Origin of the sequence: Vibrio splendidus (assembly GCF_001557875.1) — a bacterium.
In the GTDB taxonomy this organism is placed as follows: domain Bacteria; phylum Pseudomonadota; class Gammaproteobacteria; order Enterobacterales; family Vibrionaceae; genus Vibrio; species Vibrio splendidus_F.
On sequence record NZ_LNRF01000006.1, the window covers coordinates 144208 to 157495 of the forward strand.

The window sequence follows — 13288 nt, forward strand, 5'->3', positions numbered from 1 at the left end:
ACCCCTTCGAGTGTTGGAAAACTCTTGGCATAACGTGATTTTACTCATCGCTAGAGGCCCGCAGTAACGGTAGGTCGCAGGATTATAGAGAAGAGCGAAGAAAAAATCACCTCTTTTTGAACAAAATCACGATTTTTTTAATTCTATTTCTTATTCGAGATAATCAAAGCTAACTTAAGTGTTCTTTTGCCAAATATTCATGGCTCTGCATTTCAATTAAACGCGACTGACAACGTTTAAATTCAAACTCTAGCTGACCGTGAGTGTAGAGCTTTTCTAGCTCCACTTCCGCTGAAATAATCAGTTTCACATTGCGCTCGTAGAACTCATCAACTAATGCAATGAAGCGCCTCGCAGCGTCATCTGAAGTCGCGCCCATTTGCAACACATCAGCCAGCAGAACCGTGTGATAAACCCGAGACAACTCAATATAGTCGTTCTGGCTACGAGCCGACTGACAAAGCTGAGCAAAAGTACCATGCAACACACCATCACTCGCTTCGACTACATCTAATTGACGGTGATTAACCTCAATCTGCTTAAGCTTCTCTTTATCTTCACCAACGAGCTGAGCGTAATACTTTTCGAGATTGATATTCGCTTGGCTATCTAGCGGGTAATGGTAAATCTCAGCTTGCTCTAAAGTACGCAAACGGTAATCGATTCCGCTATCGACATTAAGAATATGACAGTTGTCTTGAATGAGCTTAATGGCCGGTAAGAAACGCGCTCTCTGTAACCCGTTACGATATAGATCCGCAGGGGGAATATTAGAGGTCGCGACCAAAATAACGTTTCGAGCGAATAACTCTTGGAACAAGGTTCCTAAGATCATCGCATCGGTGATGTCTGAAACAAAGAATTCGTCGAAACAGATAATGTCCGCTTCTTCCTTCAACTTGTCTGCTACTAAAGGCAATGGATCGCTAACATTACCTAGCGCCTTTAGTTCATCATGAACTCGATACATAAAGCGGTGAAAGTGAACGCGCATTTTTTTAGTGGTCGGTAAGGCATCGTAGAACGTATCCATTAGATATGTTTTACCGCGCCCTACGCCCCCCCAGAAGTAAAGACCTTTTGGTGGCTGTGGCAGTTCTGGCTTTTTGCCCAGTAATTTCTGGAAGCGAGTCAGTTGAGGAATGGGCGTATTCATGTAATCTTGGAATTGATGAAAGAGTTCATCTAAAGATTTAACGGCTTGCTCTTGTGCTGGATCTCTTTGAAATCCATGTTCTTTTATATCTTGTTCGTATTTTTTAATGGGATTCATGACGACATTTCCACAATGAAAGCAATATCAGACAGCAACTAAAAATGAGCCCAAACAGTACGAGGAATAACGTGAGGTGGTGAATAATGCAGCATCAAACTGCTAACTAGCGCACACGCATTTCTCTTTATACTGCGGCATTCTCATAGTACCATGGAGCCGTAGCACGTGTAACTAAGCAGTAACAAACATGTTAAAAAACAATAATAAGGAGCTGTTATGCCTTGGATGTATGCCGTTGCCGGTTTACTAGTCGGAGTTATTTTAGGGGTCGCTATTTCTCGTCTCATGACACCTGAATACAAAAAACAAAAGAACGTACAGAAAGAATTAGATAGCGCAAAGTTTGCCCTTGAGCAGCAGCGACAAGAGCTGGCTGATCACTTTGCGAAATCAGCAGAAATGTTGGACACCTTAGGTAAAGACTACACAAAACTGTACCAACACATGGAAAAAACAAGCTCAGAGCTGATTCCTAACCTGCCAGAGCAAGACAACCCATTTGTGAAAACAGCCGCTGCCCATTCGGACAAGCCACAAGAGAAGTCTTCAGTAAAAGAGGCAACTCTTGAAGAACAACCGAAAGATTACGCGAATGGCGCAACCGGTTTATTTACAGAGCAGAAAAAAGAAATCATGGATGCTCCCGATGTTGTAACAGCAAAAGCATCGTAAACATTTAACACTTCTGTGAACTTTACAAAGGTTTTTGAGTCATAACTTTCACTCAGGTCATTGGAAACTTCTCATACTTATTATACGTATAAGAGGGTTAAGACCTTAACTAGAGAGGAGTTTATGATGAAAAAACCTTTGCTTGCTTTATCAGTATTAACTTTAAGCTTAAGTTCAATCATCACCCCCATTCAAGCAACTGCCGCACTGCCATTAAGTGTGGGTAATGAACAATTACCCAGCCTTGCTCCTATGCTTGAACAAGTGACCCCCGCTGTGGTTAGTATTGCCGTAGAAGGCAAACAGGTACAACGTCAGCAAATCCCTGAACAATTTCAATTCTTTTTTGGTCCAGAACAAACACGAGAGCGCCCATTCCGCGGGCTAGGATCTGGTGTCATCATCGACGCCAAGAAAGGTCATATAGTGACCAATTACCATGTCATTAATGGTGCGGACGATATCAAAGTAAAACTGCATGATGGTCGAGAGTACGATGCTGAACTTATCGGTGGCGACCAGATGTCTGATATCGCACTGCTAAAATTAGAAGAAGCCAAGAACCTTACCCAGATAAAAGTCGCAGACTCAGACAAACTAAGAGTTGGTGATTTTAGTGTCGCGATCGGCAACCCATTCGGACTAGGACAAACCGTAACATCCGGTATTGTTTCTGCACTTGGTCGTAGCGGCCTGAATCTAGAAAACTTTGAAAACTTCATTCAAACCGATGCAGCAATCAACAGCGGTAACTCTGGTGGCGCGCTAGTGAACCTCAACGGTGAGCTAATTGGTATCAACACCGCCATTCTTGGCCCTAACGGAGGTAATGTCGGTATCGGCTTTGCAATCCCTTCTAATATGATGACAAACCTGACAGAACAAATTCTCGACTTCGGTGAAGTAAAACGCGGCATGCTTGGCGTTCAAGGCGGAGAAGTGACCTCCGAATTGGCAGAAGCTCTCGGTTATGAATCAAGTAAGGGCGCCTTTGTTAGCCAAATCGTCCCAGACAGCGCAGCAGATAAAGCTGGGCTGAAAGCGGGCGATATTATTGTCTCTATTAATGGCAAACGCATTGATACCTTCAGCGAGTTAAGAGCTAAGGTCGCAACACTCGGCGCTGGTAAGCAGATTGAGCTGGGTGTGGTTCGTGACGGTAAGAGCAAAACCTTTGATGTGACGCTTGGTGAATCAACCAATAATAAGACACAGGCAGAGAAGCTCCATGAAGGACTAGCCGGTGCTGAGTTAACCAACACAACAGAGAGTGACTCAGCAACAGGCGTCAAGGTATCGAGTGTTGCTCAAGGCTCGCCAGCCGAAGCCTATCAACTTCTGAAAGATGACATCATCATCGGGGTAAACCGTCAAACGGTTAAGAACCTTGCTGAGTTTAGAGAGATTCTTGAAAAACAACCTGGTGTACTGGCGCTTAATATCCAGCGAGGCGACAGGACTATCTATCTTGTAATTCGATAGTCTTACGTCAACGCAATTACAGGGAGGCCCAGTAAGTTTGCTTTAAACTTACTCAGTCTCCCTTTTCTTTAGATCAATCAAAATGCTATGCTTCACTGGTAATCAAGTCAGTCATCCATTCATGGAGGCTTCACACCTTACTTGTTGAAGAGGGAAACATGCTGTCCTTTCTATTTCGTTCTATTTCCCTTGGACTCGTTTCAGCGGCGCTTATTCTTCTCGCATTTCCGAGCTTAAGGCCAGCAATTGTTGCTGACGTCACTAGCCCTAAAGTCGATAATATTGGCTCTCTTCAGATTTCATTTAACCAAGCAGTTCGCCGAGCGGCACCTGCAGTGGTTAACATTTATAGCCGTAAATACGCTGAAAGCGATCGTAACAAACTGCTCACTCAAGGTTTGGGCTCTGGGGTGATTGTTAGCGAGAAAGGTTACATCATTACCAACTTCCATGTTGTGGCTCAAGCAGACCAAATAGTTGTGGCACTTCAAGATGGCCGAGTGGCCGCTGCACAATTGGTTGGCTCAGACAAGCGCACCGATATCGCGATACTTAGAGTCAGCGGTGACAACCTACCGGTGATCCCACTCAACTCTAATTACAAAGCCAATGTCGGTGATGTAGTACTGGCTATCGGTAACCCATATAACCTAGGTCAAACAACAACCTTTGGTATCATCTCTGCAACCGGCCGCTCTTCGATCAGTGCCGATGGCCATCAAGCCTTTATTCAGACCGACGCGGCAATCAATGAAGGTAATTCAGGTGGCGCGCTGGTTAACTCACAAGGTGAGCTAGTCGGTATCAATACCGCTTCTTTCCAACAAGCTACCGACATGGAAACCTATGGGATCTCATTTGCTATCCCCTATCCACTTGCGAATAAAATCATGGAGAAGATCATCGCCGATGGTCGCGTGATTCGCGGTTATATCGGTATCGATGGACAAGACATCAACTCTGTCACCTCACGCATGTTAGGTACTAAGAATATCGGTGGGATTGTTGTGTTAGGTATCGATCCAAATGGCCCAGCAGCGGATGCCGGTTTTGAAGCCCAAGACATTATTGTCAGCATCAACAATAACCAGGTAAATGGTCGTCAGAGTGTGATGGATACTGTTACTGATTTACGTCCAGGTACCGTGATTGATGTAGGCATCTTACGCCAAGGTGAAAACAAAACCCTCAAAGTAACGATTGCTGAAGATACTCGCCTGTAGAGTAAACTCTGTAAACAGTAATTCAAGCTGCTGGATTTATGCGGCTTATAAACAAATACAAAAAACCCAGCTCACAGGCTGGGTTTTCTTTTATCTAAAGATAGTATCAGGGATCTCTACGATTCACTTGGCTCTTCGATATCGATGCGAGTCACTCGCTGTAAACCTCTTGGTAGTAGGCCACCACGGCGACCACGTTCACCACGGAAGTTTTCAAGATCTGCTGGTTTCAAGCCAAGCTTACGTTTACCGGCATAGATAGTCAGTGTCGCATTCTCTGGTATAGCCATGAGATGCGATACAAACTCTTCACGCTCTTTTGCTTTCGCAGAAGGGATATTGATGATCTTGTTGCCTTTACCCTTACTCAACTGAGGTAGGTCTTTAATAGGGAACAACAACATACGGCCTTGGTTAGTAATCGCCAGAATTTGGTTACTGTCCAAATCAGCAATAGGGCTTGGCATCATCACTTCAGAGGCTTGTGGCAAGTTAACCAACGCTTTACCGCTCTTGTTCTTAGACAGCAGATCGCTACCCTTACAAACAAAGCCATAACCAGCATCAGAACCGACTAACCATAATTGCTCATTCTCTCCCATCACCACTTGGCGAATAGAAGTACCAGGGCTGACGTTCAAGCGGCCCGTAATTGGCTCACCTTGGCTACGTGCCGATGGTAATGAATGAGATTCAAGGGAGTAGCTTCGGCCATCACTGCCGAGGAACACTGCTTGTTGGTTACTCTTACCTTTAGCGCTCGCTAAGAACTTATCACCAGACTTGTAGTTCAAGCCTTCAGCATCAACTTCATGCCCTTTAGCATGACGAATCCAACCTTTCTCAGACAATACAACCGTGATTGGTTCGCTTGGTACTAAGTCGCGTTCTGTTAGCGCTTTCGCTTCTGCACGCTCAATCAGAGGTGAACGACGATCATCGCCGTATTTATCCGCATCTGCTTGGATTTCTTTCTTGATCAGCGTATTCAAGCGACGCTCTGAACCGAGTAGCTTTTCAAGCTTTTCACGTTCAGCTTCAAGCTCTTCTTGTTCCGCTCGGATTTTAAACTCTTCTAACTTAGCTAAGTTACGAAGTTTAATATCAAGAATCGCATTGGCTTGAATTTCAGAAATGTTGAAACGGCTCATCAATACAGGACATGGCTCGTCTTCTGTACGAATGATCTCAATCACTTCATCGATATTAAGATAAGCAGCAAGCAAGCCTTCTAAGATGTGCAAACGTGCCAATACTTTATCTAAACGGTACTGCAAACGACGACGAACTGTTGTGCGACGGAACTCAATCCACTCTTTCAGGATCTGAACTAAGCCTTTAACTTGAGGACGGTTATCTAAACCAATCATGTTCAAGTTAACGCGGAAGTTTTTCTCTAGATCCGTCGACGCGAACAGGTGACTCATCAATTGATCACAGTCGATACGATTTGAACGAGGAACGACAACGATACGCGTTGGGTTCTCATGATCAGATTCATCACGCAAGTCGTCAACCATTGGCAGCTTCTTAGCGCGCATCTGGTTAGCGATTTGCTCAAGTAACTTCGCACCTGACACTTGATGAGGTAAAGCCGTGATAACAATATCAGAGCCTTCCTTGTGCCAAACCGCGCGCATCTTGATGCTGCCACGTCCAGTACGGTAGATTTTTTCGATGTCCGATTTCGGAGAGATAATCTCAGCTTCTGTCGGGTAATCTGGACCTTGAATGAAACCCATCACATCTGAAAGCTCAGACTTAGGCGTATCAATTAGGTGAATGGCCGCATTAGCGACTTCACGTACGTTGTGTGGTGGAATATCGGTCGCCATACCTACCGCGATACCAGTGATACCGTTAAGTAGGATATGAGGCAGACGAGCAGGCAACATTTGAGGCTCTTTCATGGTGCCATCAAAGTTTGGTTGCCAATCAACGGTACCTTGACCTAATTCACCTAGAAGTACCTCAGCAAACTTAGACAATTTCGCTTCGGTATAACGCATTGCAGCGAACGATTTCGGGTCATCCGGAGCACCCCAGTTGCCTTGACCATCTACCAATGGGTAGCGGTAAGAGAAAGGCTGCGCCATCAATACCATCGCTTCGTAACAAGCAGAGTCACCGTGTGGGTGATACTTACCTAATACGTCACCAACGGTACGTGCTGATTTTTTGTATTTCGATGCAGCTGATAAGCCCAATTCAGACATCGCGTAGATAATACGACGCTGTACTGGCTTCAAGCCATCACCGATATACGGCAATGCACGATCCATGATCACGTACATTGAGTAATTTAAGTAGGCATCTTCGGTGAACTTGCGCATTGGCAACTGTTCAACGCCATCATATGTAATTTCGTTAGACATCCATTATACCTCGGCCATATCACCGTTAGTCTGTAGCCATGTACGGCGATCATCTGCACGTTTTTTACCAAGCAGCATGTCCATCATCTCGTTGGTCGCTTCGCTGTCATCAATCGTTAACTGCACAAGGCGACGAGTGTTTGGATCCATGGTGGTTTCACGCAACTGAAGTGGGTTCATTTCACCCAGACCTTTGAATCGTTGCACGTTGATCTTGGCTTTCTTCTGCGATAGTCGCTCAAGCACACCGTCTTTCTCTGCGTCATCGAGTGCGTAGAACACTTCTTTGCCGCAATCGATACGATACAGAGGAGGCATTGCCACATAGATATGGCCCGCTTCAACTAATGCATGGAAATGGCGAGTAAACAAAGCACATAGCAGTGTCGCGATATGAAGACCATCCGAGTCCGCATCGGCAAGGATACAGATCTTACCGTAACGCAGGCCTGATAAATCATCGTTGTCCGGGTCGATACCCAGAGCCACTGAGATGTCGTGTACTTCTTGCGAAGCCAATACTTGGTCTGCTGACACTTCCCATGTATTTAGGATCTTACCGCGAAGTGGCATCACCGCTTGGAACTCACGGTCACGTGCTTGTTTAGCAGAACCGCCCGCCGAGTCCCCTTCCACGAAGAAGATTTCGGTACGGCTTAAGTCTTGAACTGAACAGTCCGTTAGCTTACCCGGCAGTGCTGGGCCTGAAGCTATTTTCTTACGCACAACCTTTTTGCTTGCGCGCATACGGCGGTGAGCATTTGCAATACAAGCTTCTGCTAGCTGCTCTGCCAGCTGTGGCTTTTCGTTCAACCACAAGCTAAACGCATCTTTTACCACACCAGAAACAAACGCAGCGGTTTGACGCGAAGACAAGCGCTCTTTTGTTTGACCAGCAAACTGCGGATCTTGCATCTTCACCGATAACACGTAAGAACAACGGTCGAAAATATCGTCGCCCGTTAGCTTAACGCCACGTGGTAGCAAGTTGCGGAATTCACAGAACTCGCGCATTGCATCAAGCAGACCTTGGCGAAGACCGTTTACGTGTGTACCACCTTGCTTAGTTGGTACTAAGTTCACGTAACTCTCGGTAATCATATCACCGCCTTCTGGCTGCCAGATGATCGCCCAGTTCGCCATTTCTGTTTCAGCTACAAATTCGCCAACATAAGGCTCTTCAGGCAGTAAGGTGTAACCTTTCACGCCTTCGGCAAGGTAGTCTTTTAGGCCATCTTCATAGAACCATTTATGCTCTTCGCCACCGACTTTGTCGATAAAGGTAATTTCTAAACCTGGGCAAAGTACTGCTTTTGCACGTAGGTTGTTAATCAGACGCAGTGTCGAAAATTTAGGGCTATCGAAATACTTAGGATCAGGCCAAAAATGTACAGATGTCCCACTGTTACGATGGCCACAAGTGCCCGTTACAGTCAGTTCTGTTACAGCATGACCGCCTTCAAGTGCGATCTCATGAACCTGACCTTCTCGGCGTACGGTCACTTCAACACGTTTTGACAGTGCGTTTACGACCGAAATACCTACACCGTGCAGACCACCAGAGAACTTGTAGTTGTTGTTCGAGAATTTACCGCCAGAGTGGAGCTTAGTTAAAATCAGCTCAACACCTGAGATCCCTTTTTCAGGGTGAATATCGACAGGCATACCACGGCCGTCATCGGTAACTTCTAACGATTGGTCTGCATGAAGCACAACTTTGATCTTCTTAGCGTGTCCCGCTAGTGCTTCATCGACCGAGTTATCAATGACTTCTTGGGCAAGGTGGTTAGGTCTTTCTGTCTCGGTATACATTCCCGGGCGGTGTCGCACAGGGTCGAGACCTTCAAGTACCTCGAGGTCTTTTGCATTATATTGTTCAGTCATAATACGGAGTTTACTCAAAAAGTTTGCGTCAGTTCGCTGGCTCCAGTTTCACTAAAGCAGAATCATTACTATGAACCGTCATAGTAGAGCGAACGAGCGAAGTATTGGGGAATATAGTCTGGAAGCTGAGTAATGATGTCAAGCTAGTTCAAAAACTAAGACATCAAACTATGATATTTCACCATTGATAGATGAAATAACAGGCAAACAAGAGAAAATCACTTAGTTGGTGAAACAGATTAGATATTTAGAAAGGTGATGATTTGTTGTGGGTAGCGTTCAAAATCAACAAAACTATGATCCCCCCCCTCTTCTACTGTCTGTGTTGCACCTTGGTACTTCTCTACCGCTTGTCGGTAATCCAGAACTTCATCTTCCGTTTGCTGAAGTAACCAGAAATCACTCGGCTTAGTGATAACCGGAACCTCTAACGCCTTCAGTTCATCGATATGCTTTGTTTCCAGTACATATCGCTCATCAGTGTATGGGTTTACTTGTTCACCTAAATAGTCAGCAAGAAGCTCAAATGGCTTTACTGCTGGGTTTACAACCACCGCTTTAAAACCATAGTGACTATTCAGCCATGTTGAAAGATAGCCACCCAATGAGCTACCCACCAACGCTATTTGATATTGTTCTTTGTATTGCTCCACCAGCTGCTGCAAATGGAGTGCCGCTTGCTGAGGGAAACTCGGCAGTTGAGGGGTTACAACTTTAATATCAGCGCGATGCTTAGCACAGTAATCTGCCATCACATTCGCTTTATGAGAACGTGATGAGCTGTTAAACCCATGAATATAGAGAAGCAGCGATGGCTTATTAGCTTGTTGATTAGAGCCTGGCATCAATAACCACCTTCATTAGTAACCAGCAGCCTTAAAATCAGGCAAGAACTGCCCATGAGGCAAACGACGAACTTGCGTGCTAACAGTACCGTCTTGATGTAATTCAATCTCTCTCCAGCCCGGAGACAAAGTGTCTACCGCGAAGTCATCTGAGTTAGGTTTGAATTGCACACAAGTCGACGGTGTTGCCATGACTTGTACACCATGATGATCTCGGTTCATGTCTTGATGAACGTGGCCACACAGCACTGCTTTAACATTGGTGTGCTGTTGAACCACATCCCAAAATTGGTCTGCGTCTTTAAGGTTATGTTGATCCAACCATGCACTGCCAACCAATAACGGGTGGTGGTGCAATAGAACCAATGTATTACGTTCAGGGAATTCCGTCAGCTTTTGTTCTAACAGATCAAGCTGTTGATCGCTGAGGCGACCATGAGGCACACCCACCACTTGCGAATCCAACATCACCATCTGCCAGCTATCACCTAGCAAGACATGCTCAACGCACTGTATTTGGGTTGATGGTAAAACACTGCCCATATTAGGCTTAAAGTCATGGTTTCCAGGCAGCCAATAACATGGCTTTTCCAAAGGCTGAATCCCTGACTCAAATTTCTGGTACGACTCTGCACTGTGATCTTGAGAGATATCACCGGTGGCTAATATCGCTTGATAGTCAAAGCCCTGGCTAACAATGCCATCGACTACAGCACGAAAGCTATCTTGAGTGTTGATGCTTAATAAGCTGCCATTGCTCGGCGCAAATAAATGCGTGTCCGTTAGCTGCACAAGCTTAATAGTGCTCTCATCAAATTTTGAAGTGTGTGATAATTCCAAAATAACAAATCCAGATACGTTACTGTTTAGACTTTAAAAGTGTTGTTCAATAAGCTCAATTAAAAGGCAATTGGAGTTCGGCTGATACCCGTTTTTAAACAAAACGTTAACCATTCCCCAAGAAATTTATTCAATTGAAATTTCTCGTCTTTTTGCAGAAGCTTAGTGTTGGGGTAGTCATATTTCGCTTTGACTCGCGAAAAATCCCCGCTAGCGCACACTTCTGCAACTCGAGCGTCGTGATATAGCCTGACAGACATTTTTGGCAAAGGAAACACTGGCATCGCGTCACTCTGACATATATCTATTAATGTGGTGTATTTTGTGACCTCATTCACTGTCAATTGATACACCATATTAACGGCTTGGTAACAGCGAACGTCACCAACCTCATGCCCAACCGGTAATAAAGCGTTAAGTTTGGCATAGTTAGTCTCGTAAACTCGCATCAATTCAGCAAGATCAACATGATACGGTTTTTTGACCGCTATATTTGGCATGACGTTAATCTATCCACTCTGATTGTAATTCTTGGTAGTTCAATTGTAGCCACTGTAGCGCAATGATTGTGGCGCCATTTTCAAACACACCATCTGTTACCAACTGATAAGCGGCCTCGCGAGTCATCACTTGTACCCTAATGTCTTCACCTTCGTAATCCAATCCATGCACCCCTTTAGCTGTCGTTGCATCAACACAGCCAACAAAGACGTCGAGCTTTTCCGAGCAACCGCCAGATGAAGGGTAATACGAAGTAATAGGTAATACAGATCCAACTTCGACTCCAGCTTCTTCCATCGCTTCACGACGAGCAACATCTTGTGGTGACTCGTCAGTATCAATGATCCCGGCAACAATCTCATATTGCCATGGGTTTTCATGCTCTAGAGCACCGACACGGATCTGTTCGACGATCACAACTTCATCTCGAAAAGGATCATAAGGTAGCAAAGCGGCTGCATGACCACGCTCAAACATTTCGCGTTCTATTGGTTGGCTCCAGCCCCCCTCAAACAATCTATGTTTAAATGTGTACTTAACCATTTTAAAAAAACCACGAAACAGCGTCTCTTTTGAGACTATTTCCACATCTTGCGGAGTAAACTCATGTCGTTGATTGTCAGACTGTTGCATTTGGTACCTCACTAAGTGATCTTTATAGTTTACTCATTGTCCGAGTTAACTACCAAGGATAAGGTTCAACTTTTTATACAAAACTTATAATTAAAGTTAAGTTTTAAAAAATAAATATTGTACAAGTGGACAGTTAAATGTAAAAAAGTGCAAAGTTTCGAGTAAATTACCACCAAACTGGGTTAAACTCTTTTAAAGAAAAATTCTATTAAAGGCAGGAATAGGAAAATGAAAAAACTGCTTCCACTATTTATCAGTGCAGCAATTGGCAGCCTGAGTTCATCAGCTTTTGCTGATACGCTAGCTGAAGTTTATGACCAAGCAAAACAGAACGATCCACAGCTTCTTCGTTCAGCAGCGCAGCGCGATGCCGCTTTTGAAGCAGTAACGTCAAGCCGTAGTGATTTGCTACCACAAATTAACCTCACTGCAGGTTATAACATTAACCGTAGTGATATTGATGCTCGTGAAAGTGACAAGCTTACAGCTGGTATTAATTTTTCTCAGGAGCTTTATCAACGCTCTTCATGGATCACGCTCGATACAGCAGAAAAAAGTGCTCGTCAGGCTGATTCAGCATACGCGGCAGAGCAGCAAGCTTTGATCCTGCGTGTAGCAACAGCGTACTTCGAAGTACTTCGAGCTCAAGATAACCTTGAATTCGTCCGTGCCGAGAAAGCAGCAGTTGCTCGCCAACTAGAACAAACAAAACAACGTTTTGAAGTAGGTCTTTCAGCAATCACCGATGTACATGACGCACAAGCTCAGTACGATGGCGTTTTGGCAGACGAAGTCTTAGCAGAGAACACTCTGACTAATAACTACGAAGGTCTACGTGAGATCACAGGTCAAGAACACTCTAACCTAAGCATCCTAGATACTGACCGTTTCTCTGCAAGCAAATCTTCAGACTCTGCGGTTGCACTTGTGCAGCAAGCAGAGAAAAACAACCTTAGTCTTCTAGCAGCGCGGATCTCTCAAGATGTGGCGAAAGATAACATCTCGCTAGCAAGCTCTGGTCACCTACCTAGCTTAACCCTTGATGGTGGCTATAACTACGGTGATGAAAGCAATAGTAATAACGGTTCTCAAGGTGATTACAACGACTTCAACGTAGGGGTAAACTTAGTCGTGCCTCTATACACGGGTGGCAACACTACTTCTTTGACTCGACAGGCTGAATACAACTACGTTGCGGCAAGTGAAGACTTAGAAGCAACCTACCGCAGCGTTGTAAAAGACGTACGTGCGTTCAACAACAACATCAGCGCTTCGATCGGTGCTCTACGCGCTTACGAACAGTCTGTAGTTTCTGCTCAGTCTGCTTTAGAAGCAACTGAAGCCGGCTTTGATGTAGGTACTCGTACTATCGTTGACGTATTAGATTCGACTCGTCGTCTATACGACGCGAACAAGAACCTTTCAGATGCTCGTTACAACTACATCCTAAGTGTACTTCAGCTTCGTCAAGCGGTTGGTACTCTAAGCGAACAAGATATTGTTGATGTAAACGCAGGTCTAAAAGTCGCAAGTAAGTAATTCTAAATTACGCTAGCT

General features: G+C 44.8%; 11 protein-coding genes. 4 read left to right on the forward strand and 7 right to left on the reverse strand.

What is annotated here, in order from left to right; genetic code table 11:
- Positions 1-169 precede the first annotated feature (169 nt).
- Positions 170-1273 carry a cell division protein ZapE gene (gene zapE / locus ATB74_RS15185; RefSeq protein WP_050635033.1) on the reverse strand — a complete coding sequence of 368 codons (1104 nt, stop codon included), beginning with the start codon at positions 1271-1273 and terminating at the stop codon, positions 170-172.
- 219 nt (positions 1274-1492) lie between these two features.
- Here zapE and zapG point away from each other — a divergent pair, with 219 nt between their 5' ends.
- From zapG to degS, 3 genes are all read left to right on the forward strand, one after another.
- On the forward strand, positions 1493-1948 hold the full coding sequence (gene zapG / locus ATB74_RS15190; RefSeq protein WP_060983029.1) for a Z-ring associated protein ZapG: 456 nt from the start codon (positions 1493-1495) through the stop codon (positions 1946-1948).
- Between the two features lie 126 nt (positions 1949-2074).
- Positions 2075-3430, forward strand: a complete 1356-nt coding sequence (locus tag ATB74_RS15195; protein ID WP_050053096.1) for a Do family serine endopeptidase — start codon at positions 2075-2077, stop codon at positions 3428-3430.
- A 158-nt stretch (positions 3431-3588) separates the two neighbouring features.
- On the forward strand, positions 3589-4653 hold the full coding sequence (degS, locus tag ATB74_RS15200) for an outer membrane-stress sensor serine endopeptidase DegS (protein ID WP_061019063.1): 1065 nt from the start codon (positions 3589-3591) through the stop codon (positions 4651-4653).
- Between the two features lie 116 nt (positions 4654-4769).
- Here degS and parC read toward each other — a convergent pair whose 3' ends face one another.
- The 6 genes from parC to nudF all read right to left on the reverse strand — a co-directional run bounded on the left by parC (position 4770) and on the right by nudF (position 11731).
- Positions 4770-7028: a DNA topoisomerase IV subunit A gene (gene parC, locus ATB74_RS15205; protein ID WP_060983026.1), complete on the reverse strand. Its 2259-nt coding sequence runs from the start codon at positions 7026-7028 to the stop codon at positions 4770-4772.
- A 3-nt stretch (positions 7029-7031) separates the two neighbouring features.
- Positions 7032-8912, reverse strand: coding sequence for a DNA topoisomerase IV subunit B (gene parE, locus ATB74_RS15210; protein ID WP_017061428.1), 1881 nt, complete (start codon positions 8910-8912; stop codon positions 7032-7034).
- A gap of 239 nt (positions 8913-9151) precedes the next feature.
- Positions 9152-9757 carry an esterase YqiA gene (gene yqiA / locus ATB74_RS15215; protein WP_060983024.1) on the reverse strand — a complete coding sequence of 202 codons (606 nt, stop codon included), beginning with the start codon at positions 9755-9757 and terminating at the stop codon, positions 9152-9154.
- 15 nt (positions 9758-9772) lie between these two features.
- Positions 9773-10597: a 3',5'-cyclic-AMP phosphodiesterase gene (gene cpdA / locus ATB74_RS15220; protein WP_061019064.1), complete on the reverse strand. Its 825-nt coding sequence runs from the start codon at positions 10595-10597 to the stop codon at positions 9773-9775.
- Positions 10598-10656: 59 nt separating this feature from the next.
- Positions 10657-11097: a DUF1249 family protein gene (locus ATB74_RS15225; protein ID WP_008222561.1), complete on the reverse strand. Its 441-nt coding sequence runs from the start codon at positions 11095-11097 to the stop codon at positions 10657-10659.
- Positions 11098-11101: 4 nt separating this feature from the next.
- Positions 11102-11731 (reverse strand): ADP-ribose diphosphatase, encoded by a 630-nt coding sequence (gene nudF / locus ATB74_RS15230; RefSeq protein WP_061019065.1) that lies wholly within the window; start codon positions 11729-11731, stop codon positions 11102-11104.
- Between the two features lie 228 nt (positions 11732-11959).
- Here nudF and tolC point away from each other — a divergent pair, with 228 nt between their 5' ends.
- On the forward strand, positions 11960-13270 hold the full coding sequence (tolC, locus tag ATB74_RS15235) for an outer membrane channel protein TolC (protein WP_061019066.1): 1311 nt from the start codon (positions 11960-11962) through the stop codon (positions 13268-13270).
- Positions 13271-13288: the final 18 nt, after the last annotated feature.